Annotated in this window: 25 protein-coding genes, 2 tRNA genes and 2 pseudogenes; 18 read left to right on the forward strand and 11 right to left on the reverse strand. The window is 56.6% G+C overall.

The annotated features are described in order from the left end of the window. Window positions 1-6 precede the first annotated feature (6 nt). The 4 genes from rsmE to ruvX (AC559G_RS04310) all read left to right on the forward strand — a co-directional run bounded on the left by rsmE (window position 7) and on the right by ruvX (AC559G_RS04310) (window position 2,793). Window positions 7-738 (forward strand): RsmE family RNA methyltransferase, encoded by a 732-nt coding sequence (gene rsmE, locus AC559G_RS04295; RefSeq protein ID WP_498911555.1) that lies wholly within the window; start codon window positions 7-9, stop codon window positions 736-738. A 15-nt stretch (window positions 739-753) separates the two neighbouring features. Continuing rightward, complete coding sequence (gshB, locus tag AC559G_RS04300; protein ID WP_498911557.1) at window positions 754-1,704, forward strand: glutathione synthase; 951 nt, start codon at window positions 754-756, stop codon at window positions 1,702-1,704. 103 nt (window positions 1,705-1,807) lie between these two features. Further along, window positions 1,808-2,371, forward strand: a complete 564-nt coding sequence (locus tag AC559G_RS04305; RefSeq protein WP_438596577.1) for a YqgE/AlgH family protein — start codon at window positions 1,808-1,810, stop codon at window positions 2,369-2,371. Next, window positions 2,371-2,793: a RuvX/YqgF family protein gene (gene ruvX, locus AC559G_RS04310; RefSeq protein ID WP_498911560.1), complete on the forward strand. Its 423-nt coding sequence runs from the start codon at window positions 2,371-2,373 to the stop codon at window positions 2,791-2,793. The genes AC559G_RS04305 and ruvX (AC559G_RS04310) overlap by 1 nt, the downstream gene beginning before the upstream one ends. 160 nt (window positions 2,794-2,953) lie before the next feature. Here ruvX (AC559G_RS04310) and AC559G_RS04315 read toward each other — a convergent pair whose 3' ends face one another. The 3 genes from AC559G_RS04315 to AC559G_RS04325 form a co-directional block, all read right to left on the reverse strand. Then, window positions 2,954-3,169, reverse strand: coding sequence for a hypothetical protein (locus tag AC559G_RS04315; protein ID WP_498911562.1), 216 nt, complete (start codon window positions 3,167-3,169; stop codon window positions 2,954-2,956). Beyond that, window positions 3,144-3,728, reverse strand: coding sequence for a hypothetical protein (locus AC559G_RS04320; RefSeq protein ID WP_498911564.1), 585 nt, complete (start codon window positions 3,726-3,728; stop codon window positions 3,144-3,146). The genes AC559G_RS04315 and AC559G_RS04320 overlap by 26 nt, the downstream gene beginning before the upstream one ends. Before the next feature lie 186 nt (window positions 3,729-3,914). Further along, on the reverse strand, window positions 3,915-4,124 hold the full coding sequence (locus AC559G_RS04325; protein WP_498911962.1) for a hypothetical protein: 210 nt from the start codon (window positions 4,122-4,124) through the stop codon (window positions 3,915-3,917). Between AC559G_RS04325 and ruvX (AC559G_RS04330) the strand changes: the two are divergent. After that, window positions 4,080-4,261: pseudogene (gene ruvX, locus AC559G_RS04330) on the forward strand (Holliday junction resolvase RuvX); the annotation flags it as partial. The gene AC559G_RS04325 and the pseudogene ruvX (AC559G_RS04330) overlap by 45 nt on opposite strands. Here the strand turns inward: ruvX (AC559G_RS04330) and AC559G_RS04335 are convergent. Beyond that, entirely contained in the window at window positions 4,224-5,261 is a 1,038-nt protein-coding gene (locus AC559G_RS04335) for a type IV pilus twitching motility protein PilT (protein ID WP_498911566.1), read from the reverse strand. The pseudogene ruvX (AC559G_RS04330) and the gene AC559G_RS04335 overlap by 38 nt on opposite strands. A gap of 20 nt (window positions 5,262-5,281) precedes the next feature. On the opposite strand from AC559G_RS04335, the gene AC559G_RS04340 reads away from it, so the two are divergent. The 6 genes from AC559G_RS04340 (at window position 5,282) to hemW (ending at window position 9,515) form a co-directional block, all read left to right on the forward strand. Further along, window positions 5,282-5,989, forward strand: a complete 708-nt coding sequence (locus AC559G_RS04340) for a YggS family pyridoxal phosphate-dependent enzyme (RefSeq protein WP_121554455.1) — start codon at window positions 5,282-5,284, stop codon at window positions 5,987-5,989. A 20-nt stretch (window positions 5,990-6,009) separates the two neighbouring features. Then, entirely contained in the window at window positions 6,010-6,831 is an 822-nt protein-coding gene (gene proC / locus AC559G_RS04345; RefSeq protein WP_095847272.1) for a pyrroline-5-carboxylate reductase, read from the forward strand. 85 nt (window positions 6,832-6,916) lie between these two features. Continuing rightward, window positions 6,917-7,471 (forward strand): YggT family protein, encoded by a 555-nt coding sequence (locus AC559G_RS04350; protein WP_095847271.1) that lies wholly within the window; start codon window positions 6,917-6,919, stop codon window positions 7,469-7,471. Continuing rightward, a complete protein-coding gene (gene yggU / locus AC559G_RS04355) occupies window positions 7,468-7,758 on the forward strand; it encodes a DUF167 family protein YggU (protein WP_095847270.1) in 291 nt (96 codons plus the stop codon). The genes AC559G_RS04350 and yggU overlap by 4 nt, the downstream gene beginning before the upstream one ends. A 19-nt stretch (window positions 7,759-7,777) precedes the next feature. Then, window positions 7,778-8,374, forward strand: a complete 597-nt coding sequence (locus tag AC559G_RS04360; RefSeq protein ID WP_498911569.1) for a non-canonical purine NTP pyrophosphatase — start codon at window positions 7,778-7,780, stop codon at window positions 8,372-8,374. Then, on the forward strand, window positions 8,364-9,515 hold the full coding sequence (gene hemW / locus AC559G_RS04365; RefSeq protein WP_498911571.1) for a coproporphyrinogen-III oxidase family protein: 1,152 nt from the start codon (window positions 8,364-8,366) through the stop codon (window positions 9,513-9,515). The genes AC559G_RS04360 and hemW overlap by 11 nt, the downstream gene beginning before the upstream one ends. 41 nt (window positions 9,516-9,556) lie before the next feature. On the opposite strand, the gene AC559G_RS04370 is transcribed toward hemW, so the two are convergent. The 4 genes from AC559G_RS04370 to trmB all read right to left on the reverse strand — a co-directional run bounded on the left by AC559G_RS04370 (window position 9,557) and on the right by trmB (window position 12,390). Continuing rightward, window positions 9,557-10,273 (reverse strand): YggN family protein, encoded by a 717-nt coding sequence (locus tag AC559G_RS04370; protein WP_498911573.1) that lies wholly within the window; start codon window positions 10,271-10,273, stop codon window positions 9,557-9,559. Between the two features lie 30 nt (window positions 10,274-10,303). Then, on the reverse strand, window positions 10,304-11,227 hold the full coding sequence (gene glsB / locus AC559G_RS04375) for a glutaminase B (protein ID WP_498911575.1): 924 nt from the start codon (window positions 11,225-11,227) through the stop codon (window positions 10,304-10,306). Between the two features lie 117 nt (window positions 11,228-11,344). Then, on the reverse strand, window positions 11,345-11,671 hold the full coding sequence (locus AC559G_RS04380) for a YggL family protein (protein ID WP_095847265.1): 327 nt from the start codon (window positions 11,669-11,671) through the stop codon (window positions 11,345-11,347). Further along, window positions 11,671-12,390, reverse strand: coding sequence for a tRNA (guanine(46)-N(7))-methyltransferase TrmB (trmB, locus tag AC559G_RS04385; RefSeq protein ID WP_498911577.1), 720 nt, complete (start codon window positions 12,388-12,390; stop codon window positions 11,671-11,673). The genes AC559G_RS04380 and trmB overlap by 1 nt, the downstream gene beginning before the upstream one ends. Before the next feature lie 170 nt (window positions 12,391-12,560). Between trmB and mutY the strand changes: the two genes are divergently transcribed. From mutY to mltC, 3 genes are all read left to right on the forward strand, one after another. After that, window positions 12,561-13,709, forward strand: a complete 1,149-nt coding sequence (mutY, locus tag AC559G_RS04390; RefSeq protein ID WP_498911579.1) for an A/G-specific adenine glycosylase — start codon at window positions 12,561-12,563, stop codon at window positions 13,707-13,709. Beyond that, window positions 13,706-13,978 (forward strand): oxidative damage protection protein, encoded by a 273-nt coding sequence (locus AC559G_RS04395; protein WP_095847263.1) that lies wholly within the window; start codon window positions 13,706-13,708, stop codon window positions 13,976-13,978. Before mutY ends, AC559G_RS04395 begins: the two co-directional genes overlap by 4 nt. 64 nt (window positions 13,979-14,042) lie before the next feature. Further along, window positions 14,043-15,119, forward strand: coding sequence for a membrane-bound lytic murein transglycosylase C (gene mltC, locus AC559G_RS04400; RefSeq protein WP_498911581.1), 1,077 nt, complete (start codon window positions 14,043-14,045; stop codon window positions 15,117-15,119). Window positions 15,120-15,191: 72 nt separating this feature from the next. On the opposite strand, the gene speF is transcribed toward mltC, so the two are convergent. Further along, a complete protein-coding gene (gene speF, locus AC559G_RS04405; RefSeq protein WP_498911583.1) occupies window positions 15,192-17,354 on the reverse strand; it encodes an ornithine decarboxylase in 2,163 nt (720 codons plus the stop codon). 705 nt (window positions 17,355-18,059) lie between these two features. Between speF and AC559G_RS04410 the strand changes: the two genes are divergently transcribed. The 4 genes and pseudogenes from AC559G_RS04410 (at window position 18,060) to AC559G_RS04425 (ending at window position 20,226) form a co-directional block, all read left to right on the forward strand. Beyond that, window positions 18,060-18,135 (forward strand) — tRNA-Phe (locus AC559G_RS04410). 494 nt (window positions 18,136-18,629) lie between these two features. After that, window positions 18,630-18,827 carry a hypothetical protein gene (locus AC559G_RS04415; protein WP_498911585.1) on the forward strand — a complete coding sequence of 66 codons (198 nt, stop codon included), beginning with the start codon at window positions 18,630-18,632 and terminating at the stop codon, window positions 18,825-18,827. An 8-nt stretch (window positions 18,828-18,835) separates the two neighbouring features. Then, window positions 18,836-18,970, forward strand: a pseudogene (locus tag AC559G_RS04420) (helix-turn-helix domain-containing protein); the annotation flags it as partial. A gap of 92 nt (window positions 18,971-19,062) precedes the next feature. Further along, on the forward strand, window positions 19,063-20,226 hold the full coding sequence (locus AC559G_RS04425) for a site-specific integrase (RefSeq protein WP_498911587.1): 1,164 nt from the start codon (window positions 19,063-19,065) through the stop codon (window positions 20,224-20,226). A gap of 14 nt (window positions 20,227-20,240) precedes the next feature. Here AC559G_RS04425 and AC559G_RS04430 read toward each other — a convergent pair. Continuing rightward, window positions 20,241-20,316: transfer RNA gene (locus AC559G_RS04430), tRNA-Thr, on the reverse strand. Between the two features lie 204 nt (window positions 20,317-20,520). Further along, window positions 20,521-21,774 (reverse strand): glutamate-5-semialdehyde dehydrogenase, encoded by a 1,254-nt coding sequence (gene proA / locus AC559G_RS04435; RefSeq protein WP_498911589.1) that lies wholly within the window; start codon window positions 21,772-21,774, stop codon window positions 20,521-20,523. Between the last annotated feature and the right edge of the window lie 8 nt (window positions 21,775-21,782).

Raw genomic sequence — 21,782 nt, forward strand, 5'->3', positions numbered from 1 at the left:
ACCATTATGCGTATACCCCGCATTTATCACCCGCAACCGCTGGCCGCCAATACCGACATCGCGCTGAGCGACGATGCCGCCAACCACGTAGGGCGCGTACTGCGCATGGGCGTTAGTCAGGCGCTGCAACTGTTCGATGGCAGCAATTGCGTGTTCGATGCCACCATCAGCCACGTGGATAAAAAAAATGTGCGGGTACAGGTGGGCACGGGCCAGCCAGAAGACCGCGAGTCGCCGCTGAACCTGCATCTTGGCCAGGTGATCTCGCGCGGTGAAAAGATGGAGTTCACCATTCAGAAATCGATCGAACTCGGCGTCAATGTGATTACCCCACTGTTTTCCGAACGTTGCGGCGTAAAACTGGACGGCGAGCGGTTGGCGAAAAAGACGCAGCAGTGGCAAAAAATCGCCATTGCCGCCTGCGAACAGTGCGGCCGCAACCGCATTCCGGAAATCCGCGCGGCGATGCAACTGGAAGCCTGGTGCGCCGAGCAGGACGGTAGCCTGAAGCTGAATCTGCACCCACGCGCCAACCACAGTATCAACACGCTGCCCTTGCCGGTGGATCATGTCCGCCTGCTGATTGGGCCGGAGGGCGGTTTATCCGCTGACGAAATTGCGATGACCACAGGTTACGGATTTACTGATATCCTGCTGGGGCCACGTATTCTGCGTACAGAAACCACAGCGCTCACCGCAATTACCGCTCTGCAGGTGCGTTTCGGCGATCTGGGTTAAAGGAGAAGAGAAAGAATGATCAAGCTCGGCATCGTGATGGATCCGATTTCATCCATCAACATTAAAAAAGACACCAGCTTTGCCATGCTGCTTGAAGCACAGCGCCGCGGCTGGCAGTTGCACTACATTGAGATGAACGATCTTTACCTGCACCAGGGTGAAGGCCGCGCGCGCACCCGCCTGTTGAGCGTCAAAGAAGACAAGGCCGATTGGTACAGTTTCGGCGCCGAGCAGGATCTGGCGTTACACGAGCTGGATGTAATTCTGCAGCGCAAAGACCCACCGTTTGATACCGAATATATCTATGCCACCTATATCCTGGAGCGTGCGGAAGCCAAAGGCACGCTGGTGGTCAACAAGCCGCAAAGCCTGCGTGACTGCAACGAGAAACTGTTCACCGCCTGGTTCCCAGAGCTGACGCCGGACACGCTGGTCAGCCGCAGCGCACAGCATATCCGCCAATTCCACCAGCAGCACGGCGATATCATTCTCAAACCGCTGGACGGCATGGGCGGCGCATCGATTTTCCGCGTGAAACAGGATGATCCTAACCTGTCGGTGATTATCGAAACTCTGACCGAGCACGGCAGCCGCTTCTGCATGGCGCAGAACTTCCTGCCGGCCATCAAAGACGGCGACAAACGCATCCTGATGGTGGACGGTGAGCCAGTGCCGTATTGCCTGGCGCGCATCCCTGCGCAGGGCGAAACCCGCGGCAACCTGGCGGCCGGCGGCCGCGGCGAAGCGCGCCCGCTGAGCGAAAGCGATTGGGCGATCGCTCGCGCCGTTGCGCCAACGTTGAAAGAAAAGGGCCTGATCTTCGTTGGCCTGGACGTGATCGGCGATCGCCTGACCGAAATCAACGTCACCAGCCCAACCTGTGTGCGTGAGATCGAAGCTGCGTTCCCGGTTTCGATTACCGGCATGCTCATGGACGCCATCGAAAAACGTTTGGCCGCCAAGTAAAACCAACGCCAGCACGGGCGCCAACCCCGCCCGTGCTTTGCACACTGTAGGCCGCATGACTTACGGCGGCTCACTTTCAACCGGATGAGCCTTATATAACACGATGAATTTACAACACCATTTCCTGATTGCCATGCCAACTATGCAGGATCCCCGTTTTAAGCACTCGGTGATCTACCTGTGCGAGCACAACGACGATGGCGCCATGGGGTTGGTGATCAATAAACCGATGGAGCAATTTACGGTGGAAAGCGTGTTGCATAAGTTGAAGATCGCCCCTTCCCCGCGCGATCCGGCCATTAGCCTGGACAAGCCGGTATTTGCCGGCGGCCCACTGGCGGACGATCGCGGTTTTATTCTGCACACCCCCTGTGAAGGCTTTGCCTCTAGCATCATGATCTCTGCCGACACCATGATCACCACGTCAAAAGACGTGCTGGAAACCCTCGGCACGGCGGAGCAACCCGACGATGTGCTGGTGGCGCTGGGCTATGCCGGTTGGGAAAAAGGCCAACTGGAACAAGAAGTGCTGGAAAATACCTGGCTGACCATCGAAGCCGATGCCGATATCCTGTTCCATACGCCGATCGCCAACCGCTGGCGTGAAGCGGCAAACCGCCTGGGAATAGATATCCGCAGCATCGCCAACCATGCGGGGCACGCCTGATGAGCAACCGTACTCTTATCGCCTTTGATTTCGGCACCAAAAGCATCGGTGCAGCTATCGGCCAGGAGATTACCGGCACCGCGCGAGCGCTAGCGGCGTTCAAGGCGCAGGACGGCACCCCGGACTGGCAGAAGATCGAGCGCCTGCTGAAAGAGTGGCAGCCGGATTTGGTGATCGTCGGCCTGCCGTTGAACATGGACGGCACCGAGCAGCCGCTGACCGCCCGCGCCCGTAAGTTTGCCAACCGCCTGCATGGCCGCTTCGGCTGCGAAGTCACGCTGCATGACGAACGCCTGAGCACCGTTGAAGCACGCGCGCACCTGTTTGATCGCGGCGGCTTTCGCGCGCTGGACAAAGGCAGCGTGGATTCGGCCTCTGCGGTGGTCATTCTGGAAAGCTGGTTTGAGCAGCATCCGGGCTAGCCTCTGCCCCCAGCAGAGCCGGCCTGGATCCGCTGTTCAAAGGCAACACAATAATTCGATACAATGGCGGTTTATTTTTAAGGTAAATAATCTGGTTCGGGGATACTGGCAGGTGTAAAAAATACTATCAGGTATGTTAGATATACCTGATAGTCAAGATTTAGTCCTTGCCTTCTCCGCGTAATTTACCGAAGTAATATGCTGAGAGGTAACCAATGATTATTGCTCCAAAAAAACCAATAAATTTCGTTGTCAGGCTATCAAAGATATAAAATGATGCGAGAGCGATAAAGCTCATCGCTACTGTTATTGTTCCTTCTATAGCATGTGCCAGAAGCCAACCAACACTTTTAGCCAGCCAGTTTACAAATTTCATTGCTAATCCTTTTACACATTTCTGGATGACTGCTGATGAATTCAAGATAGGGTTTCAATTGGTCTTCTACTACAAAGTAGATCATGTCTAAACCTTGCGGCTGCACCTTCCAGTAGATATGTGGATAGTGTTGTTGCATTCTGCGACTTGCTAAGGCCGCTTCTTCAATGAGTCCCTGCCATAATCCGGCACTAATCGTAAAACTCGCACCGAATCTATATAACGCTTTCCATGCGTTACTACCTCTGGCAAATCTCACTATCGATGAAGCTACCACCTGCGATGTGAGGATCTGAGCCCCTACCCGGCCTGCTAACCTACCAGTACCGTAGCCGATCTGGTTATGAACTGCCTGTTTACCATGCTCATCAAGCTTGTTGTAAAACTCTGTAATGACAATGGTAATCAGACGGCGTAATGGTTCTTCATTTCGTATTAATGCCTTGATTACCGTGTAAAAACGTACATCCTCTCGTTCATTTCGTCGCTGGCGTTCATACCCTAATGCACCTGTACTAATGTATGTCCGCTTCACACCCATGTAGAGACTCGCTGGCATTCCCTTGATACTGCCTCATATGCCCTCTGCGATCTTCGTTGCGTCCATAGATACAGACCTTCGTTGTCGTACATAGGGCAATCATAGCCGAAGATCTAGCATCGAAAAACTCATGATTTATGCTCATAGGGCATTACTCAAACCATTTCAACCCACTGATCTTACTTACATAAAGTAGAAACGGCCCTATGCGAGATTCTGATTTTCAAATTGCTCCGGGCTAAGACCGCCACAGGCACCGCGAAACAATGACATTCTTCGGGCGCTTATGCCGCTACAGTGCCATTTGTAGCGCATCGCACACGAGTTATGCCACCATTCGCGATAAACGACACGCGGCCACTGGTCGATGCCAACCGCCTGCATGGCCACTTCGGCTGCGAAGTCACGCTTCATGACGAACGCCTGAGCACCGTTGAAGCCGCGCGCACCTGTTTGATCGCGGCGGCTTCCGCGCGCTGGACAAAGGCAGTGTGGATTCAGCCTCTGCGGTGGTCATTCTGGAAAGCTGGTTTGAGCAGCATCCGGGCTAGCCTCTGCCCCCAGCAGGCCGGCCTGGATCCGCTGCCGCAGGCCCTGTTCAAAGGTTTGCATGCCCGCCTGCGCACCGGTTTGCAGCAGGCTGGCGAGCTGATGCGTTTTGCCTTCGCGGATCATACTGCTGACCGCCGCCGTGGCGGTCAGGATTTCAAACACTGCCACCCGGCCAGCGCGGTGTTGGCATAATAACCGCTGGGCGATCACCGCCTGCAGGCTGTTCGCCAGTTGGGCGCGCACGTAGGGTTTCTCATCCGCCGGGAACACGTCCACCAGCCGCTCCACCGCCTGCGGCGCGCCGCGGGTATGCAACGTAGCCAACACCAGGTGGCCGGTTTCCGCAGCGGTCAACGCCAGCCGAATGGTGGCGGTATCCCGCAATTCCCCCAGTAAAATCACATCCGGATCTTCACGCAGGGCAGCGCGTAGTGCGCCGTCAAAATCCGGCGTATCCCGCCCCAGTTCGCGCTGCTGAATCAACGCGCGGCGGCTGTGGTGAATAAACTCGATGGGATCTTCCAGCGTCAGGATATGGCATGGCTGATGTTGATTGATGTGATCGATCATCGCCGCCAACGTCGTCGATTTGCCGCTGCCGGTGGCCCCCGTCACCAGGATCAAACCGTCTTCCCGCTGCGCCAACGCGGCCATTATCGGCGGCGCCTGCAGTTGTTCCAGCGTGGGGCAACGCTCGGCAATACGCCGCAGGGCGATGGATACCCCCAAATGCTGCAGAAAAACGTTAGCCCGCAACCGGCTGCCGCCGGGCAACGCCACGGCTTTGTCGAGCTGGCCTTCCTGCCGCAGGCGCCGTTGTTCGGCGGGCGCCAGCAGTTGTGAACACAACGCCGCCATGGCCGTGGCGGTTAATTGCAGCGCGCCGGGCAGCGGCTGTAGCCGGCCATCAATACGCAACATCGGCAGATGGCCGGTACAAAGGTGCAGATCAGAGGCATTATGCTTTACACTAAGGGCCACAAATTCATTGATGTCCATCTCAATCTCCTGGGTCAATAATGAGCACTATTCAACAGAATCTGCAGGATGTCAGGAGCCGTATTGCGGCCGCTGCGCAAAGCTGCGCGCGCAATCCAGCAGAAGTGACATTGCTTGCGGTAAGCAAAACCAAACCTGTGGCGGCGATCGCAGAAGCGATTTCCGCCGGCCAGCGCGCCTTTGGCGAGAACTATGTGCAAGAAGGCGTGGATAAAATTCAGCACTTTAGCCAGTTGCCACAGGGCGCGGAGCTGGAGTGGCACTTTATCGGCCCGCTGCAATCCAATAAAAGCCGGCTGGTGGCGGAGAACTTCGCCTGGTGCCACACCGTCGATCGTCTGCGCATCGCCCAACGCCTGAGCGCACAGCGCCCGGCGGGCATGGCGCCGCTAAACGTGCTGATTCAAATAAATATCAGCGATGAATCAAGCAAATCTGGCATTGTATTGGCTGAGCTGCCGGCACTGGCGCAGGCCGTCACCGCCCTGCCCCATCTTCGGCTGCGCGGCCTGATGGCGATCCCAGCGGTAGAAACGGACTATCAGCGCCAGTTGGCGGTTTTCCAGCAGATGAACGATGCGTTCCTGCAGTTGAAACAGCACTACCCGCAGGTGGATACGCTGTCGATGGGCATGACGGATGATATGGCGGCGGCCATTGCCGCAGGCAGTACCCTGGTGCGCATTGGCACCGCAATTTTTGGCGCCCGTGATTACTCACAGGCCTGACAGAAAAGACGAGGGATTTGATGCAGCATCGCAAGATTACCTTTATCGGCGCAGGCAATATGGCCCGTGCGATTATCGCCGGCCTGGTTGCCGGCGGCTACCCGGCTAACGCCATCAGCGTCTGCGCCCCGTCGGCGAAAAATCGGGATGCGCTGGCGGCGGAATACGGCATCAACAGCAGTGGCGACAACGCCGCCTGCGCGCGCGAAGCGCAGGTGATCGTGCTGGCGGTGAAGCCGCAGATGATGGCCGATGTCTGCAAACCACTGCAGGAACAGGTGGATTTCAGCGGCAAGCTGGTGCTTTCCATCGCGGCCGGGGTGCAAGTCAGCCGCTTTTACCAGTTGCTGGGCGATAAGCTGAGCATCGTGCGTATCATGCCCAACACCCCGTCTTTGGTGGGCAAGGGCATGAGCGGCCTGTACGCGCCGCCGCAGGTCAGCCAGGCAGATCGGGATTACACCAGCGCGCTGATGAGCGCGGTGGGGAAAGTGAGCTGGGTGGATGAAGAACAGGGCATCAATGGCGTGATTGCCGCTGCCGGCAGCGCCCCGGCCTACTTCTTCCTGTTTATGGAAGCCATGCAACAAGAAGCCGAACGTATGGGCTTTAGCAGCCAGGCGGCGCGTGAGCTGGTGCAGCAGGCCGCCGCCGGCGCCGCCGCGCTGGTTGAGGCCAACCCGGATACGCCGCTTTCCACGCTGCGTGAACAGGTGACCTCAAAAGGCGGCACCACCGCCGAAGCGCTGCGGGTGTTCAATGAACAGCAATTGCCGGCAACCGTCGCCAAAGCGATGCAGGCTGCGGTCAACCGGGCGCAGGAAATGGAAAAGCTGTTTTAACCGATAAAATCACCAACACAGCCTATCCTGCCGAGCACAAGCAAAATAGCCTACCGGGATAGGCGCTAAGGAGAAAGGCCACTACATGCTGACACTGACTTTTCTGGTCAAAACCGTTATCGATCTTTACGTGATGGTGCTCCTGCTGCGTATTTGGATGCAGTGGGCGCGCACCGACTTCTACAACCCGTTTTCACAATTCGTGGTTAAAATCACCCAGCCGCTGGTGGGCCCACTGCGCCGCATCATCCCGCCGCTGGGGCCGATCGACAGCGCGTCGCTGCTGCTGGCGTTCCTGTTGATGACCATCAAGTATCCGCTGTTGCTGCTGATACAGGGCGGCGCCATTGCGCTCAGCCCGTATAACCTGCTGTTTGGCCTGATCTCGCTGGTGAAGTCGGCCGGTTACCTGATCTTCTGGGTGATGATCATCCGCGCGCTGATGAGCTGGATAAGCCAGGGGCGCAACCCGCTTGATTACGTGATGTATCAGCTTACCGAACCGTTGATGGCGCCGATCCGCCGCGTGCTCCCGGCGATGGGCGGCATTGATTTTTCCGCCATGGTGGTGATCCTGATCCTCTATCTGATCAACTACCTGGGGATGGATCTGTTCGGCGAAATCTGGTTCCTGCTGTGAGTGCGGTAACCCCTCTACTGGACGGGCTGGCGCTCAGGCTATATATTCAGCCGAAAGCCAGCCGCGACCAGATTGTTGGCCTGCATGGCGACGAATTAAAAGTCGCCATCACGGCTCCGCCGGTGGACGGCCAGGCCAATGCCCATCTCATCAAGTTCATCGCCAAGCAGTTCAAAGTGGCGAAAAGCAACGTCATCATCGAGAAAGGCGATCTGGGGCGGCACAAACAGCTGCGCATCATGAACCCGCAACAGATCCCCGCCGTGGTCGCTGCACTCATCGAATAATTTTCAAGGTAGTCTCATCATGCAAAAAGTGGTTCTTGCCACCGGCAATCCCGGTAAGGTACGCGAGCTTGCCAGCCTGCTGGCCGATTTCGGCCTGGATGTGGTCGCCCAGACCGATCTGGGGGTGGAATCCGCCGAGGAAACCGGCCTGACGTTTATCGAAAACGCGATCCTGAAGGCGCGCCATGCCGCTCAGGTTACCGGCCTGCCGGCCATTGCCGACGATTCCGGCCTGGCGGTGGATGCCCTAGGCGGCGCGCCGGGCATCTATTCCGCACGCTACGCCGGCGAGGACGCCAGCGATCAACAAAACCTGGAAAAACTGCTGGCGGCGCTGAAAGAGGTGCCGCCGGGCAGCCGCGGCGCACAGTTCCACTGCGTGCTGGTTTATCTGCGCCACGCGCAAGATCCAACGCCGCTGGTGTTCCACGGCAGTTGGGCCGGTGAGATTACCGCCGAACCGGCCGGCCAGGGCGGCTTTGGCTACGATCCTATTTTCTACGTGCCGGAACTGGGGCGCACCGCCGCCGAGCTGACCCGCGAAGAGAAAAGCGCCGTGTCGCACCGTGGCAAGGCGTTAACCCTGATGCTGGAAGCCCTGCGTAATGCCAAGTAATGCCCTGCACCTGCCGCCGCTCAGCCTGTATATCCATATTCCCTGGTGCGTGCAAAAATGCCCGTACTGCGATTTCAACTCGCACGCCCTGAAAGGCGAGGTGCCGCACCGGGAATATGTCGATCATCTGCTGGTGGATCTGAGCGCCGATCTGCCCCTGACCAGCGGCCGCGGCGTCAGCACCATTTTTATCGGCGGCGGCACGCCAAGCCTGCTGTCGGCCGATGCGATGCAGGCATTGCTGGATGGCGTGCGTGCGCGCATCCCGGTGGCGGCCGATGCCGAGATCACCATGGAGGCCAACCCCGGCACCGTCGAGGCCGACCGTTTCAGCGGCTACCAACAGGCCGGGGTGAACCGCATTTCGATTGGGGTGCAGAGCTTCAGCGCAGAGAAATTAACGCGCCTGGGGCGCATTCACGGCCCGGAAGAGGCCCGGCGCGCCGCACGGCTAGCCACTGGGCTGGGGCTACGTAGCTTTAACCTTGACCTGATGCACGGCCTGCCGGACCAATCGCTGGAAGAAGCGCTGGACGATCTACGCCAGGCCATTGCCCTCAACCCGCCGCATTTGTCCTGGTATCAGTTGACCATCGAACCCAACACGCTGTTCAGCTCGCGCCCGCCGGTGCTGCCGGACGACGACGCGCTGTGGGATATCTTCCAGCAGGGGCATGCGCTGCTGAGCGCCGCCGGCTATCAGCAATATGAAACGTCGGCCTATGCCAAGCCGGGCTACCAGTGCCAGCATAACCTCAACTATTGGCGCTTTGGCGATTACCTGGGGATTGGCTGCGGCGCCCACGGCAAACTGACCTTCAGCGACGGGCGCATCCTGCGCACCATCAAGACCAAGCACCCACGCGGCTTTATGCGCGGGGACTATATGGCCCGGCAGTATGACGTGTGCGCCGAGGAACGGCCGTTTGAATTCTTCATGAATCGTTTTCGGCTGCTGGAAGCAGCGCCGCGCGCCGATTTTTGCCATTACACCGGGTTAGCGGAAAGCGTGATCCGCCCGCAGTTGGATGAAGCGCTGGCCAAGGGCTATCTGATTGAAACGCCAGAGCACTGGCAAATTACCGAGAAAGGCAAACTGTTCCTCAACTCGCTGTTGGAACTGTTTTTGGCGGATGAATAACGTCGGCAGGGGGTGCCCCCTGCCCGTTAACGACAATGCGGTTATTTCAAGACGTTGAGTAAATCTTTACGCTGGTTTTCCAGAGCGATGACGCGGTTGCACACATCGCGGCCAAAATTCTGAAAATCCTGCTCCTGGCTGTTCCACTCGTTTTGGATGGCCTGCTGCAGCCCCCCCAGGTTGCCCATAATCGCCTGCAGCGGGTTGCCGTTGCTATTGGCCACCTGCTTCACCCCCATCTCATTCAGGCTGTCTTGCAACACGCCGCCCATGCTTTGCTGCACGATATTGCGGCCGTCCTGTTCCACCTGATCGATCGCCTTATGATGAAAGGCCAGACCATCGCTGCGGTGTTCGATAATGCGCCCCATCTGCTGTTTAAGCTGATCGTTAAGGGTGCTCAAGCGGTTGCGCACGTTGCTGCCGCTGCCCAACTGTTCGACAATCACGCGATCCAGCGCCACGCGCGCCTTTTCCAGGTGCTGAGCGGCGCCGCGATCGATCCATGGCAGATCTTTACGCAGTGCGCTTTGGTAGCTGAATGCCTTTTGGCGCTGGGTGTCGTCCAGGCTGAGCGTTTTGCCGTTGCGGATCACATCGCCGTCCGGTGAAATTTGCAGATCGCCGCCGGCACCGACCACCTGGACGTTATGCGGACTGATAATCACATCATCCTGGGGCTTTACGCTGCACTGATAAGCGGCATGCGCCTGCCCGACCACCAGCAGCAATAAGGCTAACCCGGTTTTCTTTAACATATCGTCTTCTGACTCCCTTCCGAGGTGGCACTAAAAAATTGAACGGTTGATTCGTTCAGACAACAACTCCAGCGCCGCAGTTCCCGCCAGCGAGTTACCGGAAGGATCCAGCTCCGGTGACCATACCGCAATCGCCATCTCCTCCGGCACGATGGCGATAATGCCGCCGCCCACGCCAGACTTGCCCGGCATCCCGACGCGGTAGGCGAATTCGCCGGCGCCGTCGTACATGCCGCAGGTCATCATCAGGGCGTTAATCTGGCGCGATTGCAGCGGGCTAATCACCGCATTGCCCTGCAAATCGCGGCCATGGTTAGCCAGATAGATAAAGCAGCGCGCCAGTTCGACGCAGCTCATGCGCAGCGCGCAGTAATGAAAATAAGTGCGTAAAACGGTGAGCACATCGTTTTCAAAGTTGCCGAACGACTTCATCAAATAGGCAATCGCGGCATTGCGATCGGAATGTTCAAACTCCGAACGCGCCACGCGCGCGTCGTAGGCCAGATCGTCTTCACAGGCGAGCTGGCGCACCACCTCCAGCATCCGCTGTTTCGGCGCGCTGAGCCGGGTTTGCAGCATGTCGCAGACCACCAGCGCCCCCGGGTTGATAAACGGGTTGCGCGGCTTGCCCTGCTCCATCTCCAACTGCAACAGCGAATTGAACGGCAGGCCGGAAGGCTCTTTCCCCACCCGCTGCCAGATTTCGCTTTCGTGATAGCGCGTTAGCGCCAGCGTCAGGCTCAGCACCTTGGAAATCGACTGAATTGAAAAGCGCTCGCCGGCGTCGCCGGCTTGAAACATGTCGCCGTTAACGGTACACACGGCGATGCCCAGCCGATCGGCCGGGACTTCGGCCAGTGCCGGGATATATCCCGCCACTTTGCCTTTGCCAATCAACGGGCGAACCTGTTGCAGGATCTCATCCAGCAACGCGTTGTTTAATGCTGTAACCACCCCGCCACTCCACACATCGCAAACAGGCACCTGGCCATCCTATCAAAAACAGGCTGGGCGCCCAGTCTGCCGCACCGGCGCTATATCGGGGCGCTTTGCGCCCCGCGCCAGGCAATCTCAATCCCACCAGATATCGAACAAATCGCTGACTTTAACCTCAACCAGGCCACGCGCTTCCAGCCAGTTTTTCACCAGTTCGCGATGCTGCTCGGTGCAATGGCCGATTTGCTGCAGGCAGATCAGCCCTTCCCACCGCAGGTAACCGCTGCCGTCAAAGGCCAGGCTATTGGGTTCAATCACGTCGTCAATAAACGCATCCAGCGTGCTGTCGATATCCTCAACGCTGGTGCCGGGCGCAAAACTCCAGGCAACAGAGAAACCCAGCTCCTGAAACTCATCAATATGTAACTTCTTGCGTAAACGACGACTGCGGTTCTTAGCCATTATGCTCTCCTCTCAAACATCAAATCCCAAACGCCATGCCCCAGACGTTGGCCACGTAATTCAAATTTGGTTAACGGCCGTGAATCCGGCCGCGGTACGTAATCATTATCGGCCGAAAGGTTACGGTACACCGCGACGCCGCGCATAACCTCCAGCATATGTTCTGCGTAGGGTTGCCAATCGGTCGCCATATGGAATACGCCACCGACTTTCAGCTTGCGCAGCACCAGTTCCACAAACGGCGTTTGCACGATACGGCGCTTGTTGTGGCGCGCTTTATGCCAGGGATCCGGGAAAAACAGCTGCACCATATCCAGCGAGCCGTCCGGGATCATGTTTTCCAGCACTTCCACCGCGTCATGGCACATCACGCGCAGGTTGCCGAGGCCCGCTTCATGGGCGTCGGCCAGGCAGGCGCCCACGCCCGGAGAGTGAACTTCAATCCCCAGGAAGTTCTGCTGCGGGTTATTGCTCGCCATCGTGACCAGCGAAGCCCCCATGCCAAAGCCAATTTCAAGCACCACCGGCGCTTCGCGCCCAAACAGCGCCGCCAGATCGACCGGTTCAGCCTGATATTCCACGCCCATCACCGGCCAATAGTTATCCAGCGCGTGCTGCTGGCCTTTGGTTAACCGCCCCTGGCGGCGGACAAAACTGCGGATACGGCGCATTGGGCGGCCGTTCTCATCAAATTCCGGGGATATGACGTCATTAATCATCGTGTTTTCTGTCTGTTTGGCTACCAATGAAGGAAACGCGCATTATGCAAAGATACAAAAACAATACAACCTACTTATTGGTTAACGGCATGGTTGCGCCGATAAAGTTGCCGCTTGCGGCAGCCGGACTGCCTGCGTAGGAAAGTTCCGGTTTACAGCCCACTGACTCTATGCTGCAATCGCGCTTTACTTTATTTGACTGCCGAACACGAAACCCACTTATGATGCAAGCACAGCAGTTCTCGCACCTGGTGCTTGAATGGTATCAACGCTGCGGCCGTAAAACGCTGCCGTGGCAACTGGATAAAACGCCTTATCAGGTATGGCTCTCTGAGGTGATGCTGCAACAAACCCAGGTGGCCACCGTTATTCCCTATTTCCAGCGTTTTATGGCCCGCTTTCCCAACGTGCGCGCCTTGGCTGAAGCGCCGCTGGACGAGGTGCTGCACCTGTGGACCGGGCTTGGCTACTACGCGCGGGCCAGAAATTTGCATAAGGCAGCGCAAACTATTGTGGCACAGCACGGCGGCGAATTCCCGACCAGCTTTGAAGAAATTGCCGCGCTGCCCGGCATCGGCCGCTCAACGGCCGGCGCCATCCTGTCTTTATCGCTTGGGCAGCACTATCCGATCCTCGACGGCAACGTAAAACGCGTGCTGGCGCGCTGCTACGCCGTGGAAGGCTGGCCAGGGAAAAAAGAGGTGGAAAACCGCCTGTGGCAAATCAGCACCGACGTCACCCCGGCGCAGGGCGTTGGCCAGTTCAACCAGGCGATGATGGATCTGGGCGCAATGGTGTGCACCCGCACCCGCCCCAAATGCGAACTGTGCCCGCTCAATACCGGCTGCATGGCCTACGCTAATCATAGCTGGGCAAAATACCCAGGCAAGAAACCCAAGCAGACGCTGCCGGAAAAAACCGCCTACTTTTTACTGTTGCAGCACGGCGATCACGTATGGCTGGAACAGCGCCCCGCCGTTGGCCTGTGGGGCGGCCTGTTTTGCTTCCCGCAGTTCACCGCCGAGGCCGATTTGGAACTCTGGCTGCAACAACGTGGTCTGAAAGGCAGCCGTTTGGTACAGCTCAACGCATTTCGCCATACCTTCAGCCATTTCCACTTGGATATTGTGCCTATGTGGCAGCCGCTCGATAAGCCAGGCTGCGGCATGGATGAGGGCAACGGTCTCTGGTATAACTTAGCGCAGCCGCCATCGGTTGGGCTCGCCGCGCCGGTAGAGCGCCTGCTATTGCAGTTGGCAAAGCACCCGATCCAACACAGTTTATTTGGTAACAGCGCCATTGATGAGGAATTAGCATGAGCAGAACCATCTTTTGTACTTACCTGCAACGGGAAGCCGAAGGCCAGGACTTTCAACTCTATCCGGGTGAAATCGGCAAACGCATTTTTAACGAAATCTCGAAAGAAGCCTGGGCAGAATGGATGAAAAAACAAACCATGCTGATTAACGAGAAAAAGCTGAGCATGATGAACCCGGAGGATCGCAAGCTTCTGGAAGGCGAGATGACCAAATTCCTGTTTGAAGGGCATGACGTCCACATCGAAGGCTACACGCCACCGAGCGAATAGGTGTTTCGGGGCCTGGCGCTGGCCCCTGAATATATTTATATAATTCATCATGATACGGCTTAAGATGAAGAAAATTTTAGCTTTGCTAGTGATAGCACCCTTACTGATTTCCTGTTCTGGTAAAAAAAGCGATGAGTACAACGAAGCCTGGGTGAAAGACACCAACGCCTTCGACATCCTGATGGGCCAATTTGCCCACAACATTGAGAACATTTGGGGGCTGAACGAGGTTCTGATCGCCGGGCCAAAAGATTACGTAAAATATACCGATCAGTACCTGACGCGTAGCCACATCAACTTTGATGCCGGTACCATTACGTTCGAGACCATCTCGCCAACCGATCCGGCCGCCAGCCTGCGCAAGGCGATTATCACCACCCTGCTGATGGGCGACGATCCGGGCTCGGTGGATCTCTATTCCGACGCCAATGATATCCAGATCAGTAAAGAGCCGTTCCTGTACGGCCAGGTGCTGGATAACAATGATCAGCCGATCCGCTGGGAATGGCGCGCTGCGCACTTTGCCGATTATCTGGTGCAGACCAAGCTGCAAAAACGCAACTCCGGCCTGCACGTGATCTACTCAGTAACCATCCAACTGGTGCCAAACCATTTGGATAAACGTGCGCACAAATACCTGCCGATGGTGCGCAAGGCTTCGGAAAAATACGGCGTGGAAGAGTCGCTGATCCTGGCCATCATGCAGACAGAATCCAGCTTCAACCCCTATGCGGTGAGCGGTTCCGACGCGCTTGGCCTGATGCAGGTGGTGCAACACACCGCCGGCAAGGATGTGTTTAAACTGCGCGGGAAATGGGGCACGCCAAGCCGTAGCTACCTGTTCGATCCGGAAAACAACATCGATACCGGCACCGCTTATCTGGCGCTGCTGCAGGGCACCTATCTGGGCGGCATTCAGAACCCGACTTCGCGCCGCTACGCGGTGATCACCGCCTATAACGGCGGCGCCGGCAGCGTGTTGCGGGTGTTTTCCAGTGATCGTTCGCGCGCCGTTGATATTATCAACAGTATGCAGCCTGGCGATGTGTACCTGACGCTGACCACCAAGCACCCGGCGGCCGAATCGCGCCGTTATCTGGTGAAGGTTAACACCGCGCAGAAGAGCTACCGCCGCAGGTAGCGCCAAACGGGGGCAATCACTGTGATGGGCCGCCGAATACGGTAAGGGCCGGTTGATCGCCGGCCCTTACTGTTATTGCTTGATCATATAGCCGAAGATCCGCTTCCAGCCGTAGTCTTTTTTCTCGATATAAACGCCCTGCAGTTCCGGCGAGAACCCCGGCAACCGGTTAATCCCCTCTTCCAGCGCTAGGAAATAGCGCTGCACCGCTCCGCCCCAAACTTCCCCCGGCACCACGCACAGTACGCCCGGTGGGTAAGGCAACGCCCCTTCGGCGGCAATACGGCCCGCCGCCTGGCCGATCGGCACCAGTTCCACGTTGTCGCGGATAAACTCCACGTTGGCATCCTGCGGGTTCATCATCACCGGCGGGAAATGGGCCTGGCGGAACATTTCTTTCTGCAGTTGCTTCACATCATAGCTCACGTACAGATCGTGCATTTCCTGGCACAGCTGGCGAATGGTGTAGCCACGGTAACGCTGTTCGTTCTTGCGATAGACCGTCGGCAATACCTCGCTCAACGGCGCATCCTCCGCAACATAGCGCTCAAACTGCACCAGCATATCCACCAGCAGTTCCATCTTGGCCGGGTTTTCCGCCGGCGTGAGCAGGAACAGGATCGAGTTGAGATCGCATTTCTCCGGCACGATGCCGTTTTCACGCAGGAAGTTGGCCAAAATGGTGGCCGGGATACCAAACTCGGTGTATTGGCCGGTTGCGGCATCAATCCCCGGCGTGGTCAGCAGCAGTTTGCACGGATCGACCAGGTACTGATCCTGCGCATAGCCGGCAAAGCCGTGCCAGTGTTCGCCCGGCACAAAGCTGAAGAAGCGCGCATCGTCAGCGATGGCGCTGGTTTCATAATCTTGCCAGGGCTTGCCGGCCACCTGCTGCGGGATAAACGGCTTCAGCATTTCGCAGCGTGCCAGCAGTTGCTTGCGCGTTTCGATCCCCAGATACACGCAGTCCATCCACATCCGGCGGCCAGCGGCGCCGGCATGCATTTTGGCGTTAACGTCCAGCGCGGCAAACAGCGGATAAAACGGGCTGGTTGAGGCATGCAGCATAAAAGCGTTGTTCAGGTGCTTATGGTTGCAATGGCGCTTTTGCCCCTTGATGTGATCGTCTTTTTTATGGATCTGCGACGTTTGCGAGAACCCCGCCTGCTGCTTATGCACCGATTGGGTGACAAAGATGCCAGGATCATGCTCATCCAGCTCCAGCAGCAGCGGCGAGCACTCTTTCAGCATCGGGATAAAACCTTCGTAGCCCACCCAGGCAGAATCAAACAGAATGTAATCGCACAGGTGGCCAATGGTGTCGATCACCTGCCGGGCGTTGTAGATGGTGCCGTCATAGGTGCCAAGTTGGATGATCGCCAGGCGGAACGGCCGCGCCAGGTTGGCCTTCTCGGGCGCCACTTCGCGGATCTGTTCACGCAGATAGCCTTCGTTAAAGCAGTGCGAATCAATGCCGCCGATAAAGCCAAACGGGTTGCGGGCGGTTTCCAGATACACCGGCGTGGCGCCGGCCTGGATCAGCGCGCCGTGGTGGTTGGATTTATGGTTGTTGCGATCGAACAGCACCAGATCGCCACGCGTCAGCAGCGCATTGGTCACCACTTTATTAGCCGCCGAGGTGCCGTTAAGCACAAAGTAGGTTTTATCGGCGTTGAATACGCGCGCCGCGTGCTTTTGCGCATCCTTGGCCGATCCTTCATGGATCAGCAAATCGCCGAGTTTGACATCTGCGTTGCACATGTCGGAGCGGAACAGGGTTTCGCCATAAAACTCGAAGAACTTGCGCCCCGCCGGGTGCTTGCGGAAAAACTCGCCGCCCTGGTGGCCGGGGCAGGCAAAGGTGGCGTTTTTCATTTCCACATAGGTTTTCAGGGTGCTGAAGAACGGCGGCAACAATGCCTGCTCATAGGCATCCGCAGCCGCTTCCAACTGCGCCATATAAAACGCTTTGGTGGCGGGCGTTAGCGCAAATACGCCGGTAATCAACGGCAGGAAATCCGGGGACAGGTGTTCGTCCCCTTCAACAGCAACAAACATTGGGATATCAAACCCGGTGGCCTTCAGTTCAGCCAGGATACCGGCATTCACATCAGCCACAGACACCACCGCCGCGGCAACGTCGGTGTAGTCGGTCTGTTCGATGCGCACAACCTGGCGCAGGGTTTCAATGCTGGCGACCAGATTGGCGCTTGTTGCTATTTTCAATTCTTTCATAAAGCGAACTCTCAAACTGTTAAGGATGAGGTGTGCCACAGGCACATACGTTAAAGGATAACAAAGGCTACCCCGGCCATGTGATGCTCGCATTGCAGCTTATCTGCAAGCGCGGCCAGCCTGATGCGTTGAGCGCAGGCAGTTATCGGGGACTGGGTTCAGCCACAACCGATAGACATCAGTAAAATCAGCGCCACAGCGCTATTTTTAATAATGCCTAACAGCGAGCATAGCGGCGCCCTCACCGCATGGGGGGCGAAGGTAATCGGGTATACAGCGTGCGGGGGAAATCACGGCGGAGCGAGGGCATCATCAGATGTCTGGTGCGCGAAAGCGCCTGAACAACCCAACCAGTCATGCCTGCAGTCCTCTAACGTTGATGAGCGATATCACCGTGATGTTAAGTGCTAAAATTTGCGCAATGATTACACGTTTCTTTATGGGGTTCAAGTAACAATTGTTCGATTTCCCTTCAACAAGAAGTTAACTTAATTAACTGTTATTTAAGTGATTAATCACCCAGCAAAAGAATAAATGGAGGTAACCGCGCGCATAATGTAACGGCCTGCTACCGCTACCGCCTGTGCCCACAGCGGCGACGCAGCCATTACCCACACAAAGCTGAATAAAAATAGAACAACCGCACCACTTTGCGACAGAAAGCCGTTGACGCCGGCGAGCCTTTACGGTTTAATGCGCCCCGTTGCCCGGATAGCTCAGTCGGTAGAGCAGGGGATTGAAAATCCCCGTGTCCTTGGTTCGATTCCGAGTCCGGGCACCACTTATTCAAAGAAACCAGCCTGATGGCTGGTTTTTTGCTTTCTGGGGTATGGATTTTCTATTGAACTGTGCGCTCAGAAACTGCAGCATGTTTCCCTTTCATCGATCATTCCCTTGTCGCCGCTCTAAAAACTGCCGATTACGAGATGCCTGTACGGTTGATTCATGCGACCACCTCATCGATATATTTCACTCCGTCGACGGTGCGTATCCATCGTGGGGCTTTCAGTGCAGTAGCAATACCAGACAGTTCGGCTACCCTGCGCAAAGCTATGCGCTCATCGCCGTTTATTCAAGCCGACTTTCGGAAGGCAGAGAAAGGTCGTAGCTATGCAATCCGGGTGATGAAAGTTGATGACGGGTTTCAAACCTATTCCAAACCTTTCACGCAAGCGCCAAGGCCGACATATTTGACCGGCGAGCCCGAGCAGGTTATGACCGCCGTACGGTTAGGCATGATGTTCGACAAGTTGCTATCGCAAGCCAGGAGTCGGCATGGATGCACAAATTGACAATGCCCTATACACCCTCGCAAAAGCAGTAATCACCGAATACAAATCACCCAACAACACCCTCACCTACCGAGAACTACTCGACAAACAAGCGAAGAAAATAGCCGCGGCTCTGCCAGCTAAACCTCCGGCATGGCTGCAGCTTAACTACGTGTGCCATCAGGTGTACGCAGAAAAGTAGAGGCTTCTATGGAGAAATTCAGCCTAACGCGGGATGAGGCTTGCGAATTCCTGGGCGTTTCGGCGCCCACAATTACTGCATGGATCCGCTCCGGCCGACTTGCGGCCACCCGCAAAGACCCAACAAAACCCAGATCACCATATCTAATAACGAGACAGGCGTGTATTGCTGCGCTGAACAATCCGATCCACACTGTGGCGGTGAGCGCGGATGATGCACATGAGGAGAGAAGTCCATGTCATTATTCCGACGAGGTGAAGTTTGGTACACCAGCTTCACGACGCCAAACGGCAAGCGTGTTAAGCAATCTCTTGGAACAAAGGACAAAAGGCAGGCCGCGGAATTCCACGACAAGTTGAAGGCTGAAGCCTGGCGGGTAAGCAAGCTTGGTGAAATACCTGGCATGCTATTTGATGAGGCATGTGTGCGATGGTTACAGGAGAAGGCACACAAGAAGTCGCTGGATGATGACAAGAGCCGGAACAAGTTTTGGCTCTCTCATTTTTCAGGGATGCAGCTCCGAGATGTGACAGAGCGGCAGATATATAGCGCAATCCAAAATATGACTAACAGGAGGCATGAGGAAAACCAGCGCCTCCGTGCCATATCGCTAGGGCGGCAAGGTAAGCCTATGCCAGAATTTGAATCAAAGCCAGCGGCAGTGGCCACAAAGGCTACACACCTGGCGTTCATTAAGGCGCTGCTTAGAACTGCGGAGCGTGACTGGCGGATGTTGGATAAGGCGCCAATAGTTCGTGTACCGCAGCCGAAGAATAAGCGAATTCGCTGGCTGGAGCCTAACGAAGCAAAAAGGCTGATTGATGAATGCCCGGAGCCGCTAAAGTCAGTTGTTGAGTTCGCCCTCTCAACCGGCTTGCGCAGATCGAACATCATCAATCTTGAGTGGCAACAAATTGATATGCAGCGTCGTGTAGCCTGGGTTAATCCTGAAGATAGCAAATCAGGAAAAGCCATCGGTATAGCGCTAAACGATACTGCCTGCAAAGTGCTTAAAAGACAAATAGGCCATCACCATAAATGGGTTTTCGTGTACCGAGAGAGTTGCACAAAGCCGGATGGAACCAAGGCTCCAGTTGTCCGAAAAATGCGTTACGACGCAAACACAGCATGGAGAGCAGCACTAAAAAGAGCGGGGATTGAGGATTTCAGGTTTCACGATCTGAGGCACACTTGGGCCAGCTGGTTGGTTCAGGCTGGAGTACCAATATCCGTTCTGCAGGAAATGGGCGGCTGGGAATCGATAGAGATGGTGAGAAGGTATGCCCATCTGGCGCCAAATCATCTTACCGAACACGCCCAGCAAATTGACTCGATTTTAGGTAGATTTGTCCCAAATATGTCCCACACGGAGGATAGAGAAGGAACGAATGACAAGTAAGTTATTGATTTAACTGGTGCCGATAATAGGAGTCGAACCTACGACCTTCGCATTACGAATGCGCTGCTCTACCAACTGAGCTATATCGGCTTTGGGGCGGGAATGCTGAGTGCATGCCAACGTGCGGTGAACAACTTATGCAAAAGCCCCCCCAGAGTCAAGAGGCAGCGTGCTAACCGCTGAAAATCTCATCAACCGTACACGTTTTGTGGTCTGATTCGCAGATAAAATACGCAAAAATAAAGCGCAGCCTTGCTGCGCTTTTCAGTATTGCTGGGGCCAACAGCGCCAAATTTAGCGGCGCACCAGATCGTCGCCGTAACCAATCCATTTATAGGTGGTTAGCGCATCCAACCCCATGGGGCCGCGCGCATGCAGTTTCTGGGTGCTCACCGCCACTTCCGCCCCCAGGCCGAACTGGCCGCCATCGGTAAAGCGGGTGCTGGCGTTAACGTACACGGCGGAAGAATCCACTGCGCGCACAAAATGCTCGGCATTGCGCATGGAGCGCGTCAGGATAGCATCGGAATGGTTGGTGCCATGGGTGCGAATATGGTCGATGGCCTGATCGATATCCGCCACCAGCGCCACATTCAAATCCAGCGAAAGCCATTCGTCCTCGTAATCCGCTGCGGCCACCGGCACCACCTTCGCCGGGCCCTGCTCCAGCAGCGCCAACGCTTCTTCGCTGGCATGCAGCGTCACGCCCAATTCGGCCATCCGCGCGCTCAGCGCAGGCAGGAAGCGGCCGGCAATGGCACGGTTAACCAACAAGGTTTCGACAGAGTTACAGGCGCTTGGGCGCTGGATTTTGGCATTTTCTATCACCTCCAGCGCTTTTTCATCATCTACGCTGTCATCCACATAGATATGGCAAACGCCGATGCCGCCGGTAATGACCGGGATGGTCGACTGTTCGCGGCACAGCTTGTGCAGGCCGGCGCCGCCGCGTGGAATCAGCATGTCGATATAGCGATCCATACGCAGCAGCTCCGCCACCAACGCACGATCCGGGCTTTCAATCGCCTGCACTGCCGCCGCCGGCAGGCCGCACTGCTCCAGCGCCAACTGGATCACTTTCACCGTCGCCTGGTTGGTATGGAAAGTTTCTTTGCCGCCGCGCAGGATCACCGCGTTGCCGGTTTTCAGGCAAAGGCTGGCCACATCGATAGTCACGTTGGGGCGCGCTTCATAAATCACGCCAATCACACCCAGCGGCACGCGGCGGCGTTCCAACTTCAGGCCGTTGTCCAACAGGCTGCCGTCCAATACGTGCCCAACCGGATCGCTCAGGCGGCATACCTGGCGCACATCGTTGGCAATGGCCGCCAGGCGCTCAGGCGTCAGCAACAGGCGGTCCAGCAACGCATCGCTCATCCCCGCCGCACGCGCCTGCGCCATATCCTGCTCGTTAGCCTGCAAAATCGTGTCGCTATGGGCTTCCAACATGTCCGCCATCACCGCCAACACCCGGTTTTTCTCTGCCGTGCTCAGCACCGCCAACTGCCAGGAGGCCTGCTTCGCGGCCTTCCCCATCTGCTCAAGCATGCATACTC

The organism is Gibbsiella greigii (assembly GCF_039540155.1).
In the GTDB taxonomy this organism is placed as follows: Bacteria; Pseudomonadota; Gammaproteobacteria; order Enterobacterales; family Enterobacteriaceae; genus Gibbsiella; species Gibbsiella quercinecans.

Coding starts and splice junctions, on each gene's coding strand:
- rsmE (WP_498911555.1), top strand. CDS start 7: ATGCGTATACCCCGCATTTATCACCCGCAACCGCTGGCCGCCAATACC.
- gshB (WP_498911557.1), top strand. CDS start 754: ATGATCAAGCTCGGCATCGTGATGGATCCGATTTCATCCATCAACATT.
- AC559G_RS04305 (WP_438596577.1), top strand. CDS start 1,808: ATGAATTTACAACACCATTTCCTGATTGCCATGCCAACTATGCAGGAT.
- ruvX (WP_498911560.1), top strand. CDS start 2,371: ATGAGCAACCGTACTCTTATCGCCTTTGATTTCGGCACCAAAAGCATC.
- AC559G_RS04315 (WP_498911562.1), bottom strand. CDS start 3,169: ATGAAATTTGTAAACTGGCTGGCTAAAAGTGTTGGTTGGCTTCTGGCA.
- AC559G_RS04320 (WP_498911564.1), bottom strand. CDS start 3,728: ATGCCAGCGAGTCTCTACATGGGTGTGAAGCGGACATACATTAGTACA.
- AC559G_RS04325 (WP_498911962.1), bottom strand. CDS start 4,124: ATGAAGCGTGACTTCGCAGCCGAAGTGGCCATGCAGGCGGTTGGCATC.
- AC559G_RS04335 (WP_498911566.1), bottom strand. CDS start 5,261: ATGGACATCAATGAATTTGTGGCCCTTAGTGTAAAGCATAATGCCTCT.
- AC559G_RS04340 (WP_121554455.1), top strand. CDS start 5,282: ATGAGCACTATTCAACAGAATCTGCAGGATGTCAGGAGCCGTATTGCG.
- proC (WP_095847272.1), top strand. CDS start 6,010: ATGCAGCATCGCAAGATTACCTTTATCGGCGCAGGCAATATGGCCCGT.
- AC559G_RS04350 (WP_095847271.1), top strand. CDS start 6,917: ATGCTGACACTGACTTTTCTGGTCAAAACCGTTATCGATCTTTACGTG.
- AC559G_RS04360 (WP_498911569.1), top strand. CDS start 7,778: ATGCAAAAAGTGGTTCTTGCCACCGGCAATCCCGGTAAGGTACGCGAG.
- hemW (WP_498911571.1), top strand. CDS start 8,364: ATGCCAAGTAATGCCCTGCACCTGCCGCCGCTCAGCCTGTATATCCAT.
- AC559G_RS04370 (WP_498911573.1), bottom strand. CDS start 10,273: ATGTTAAAGAAAACCGGGTTAGCCTTATTGCTGCTGGTGGTCGGGCAG.
- AC559G_RS04380 (WP_095847265.1), bottom strand. CDS start 11,671: ATGGCTAAGAACCGCAGTCGTCGTTTACGCAAGAAGTTACATATTGAT.
- trmB (WP_498911577.1), bottom strand. CDS start 12,390: ATGATTAATGACGTCATATCCCCGGAATTTGATGAGAACGGCCGCCCA.
- mutY (WP_498911579.1), top strand. CDS start 12,561: ATGCTGCAATCGCGCTTTACTTTATTTGACTGCCGAACACGAAACCCA.
- AC559G_RS04395 (WP_095847263.1), top strand. CDS start 13,706: ATGAGCAGAACCATCTTTTGTACTTACCTGCAACGGGAAGCCGAAGGC.
- mltC (WP_498911581.1), top strand. CDS start 14,043: ATGAAGAAAATTTTAGCTTTGCTAGTGATAGCACCCTTACTGATTTCC.
- speF (WP_498911583.1), bottom strand. CDS start 17,354: ATGAAAGAATTGAAAATAGCAACAAGCGCCAATCTGGTCGCCAGCATT.
- AC559G_RS04415 (WP_498911585.1), top strand. CDS start 18,630: ATGGATGCACAAATTGACAATGCCCTATACACCCTCGCAAAAGCAGTA.
- AC559G_RS04425 (WP_498911587.1), top strand. CDS start 19,063: ATGTCATTATTCCGACGAGGTGAAGTTTGGTACACCAGCTTCACGACG.
- proA (WP_498911589.1), bottom strand. CDS start 21,774: ATGCTTGAGCAGATGGGGAAGGCCGCGAAGCAGGCCTCCTGGCAGTTG.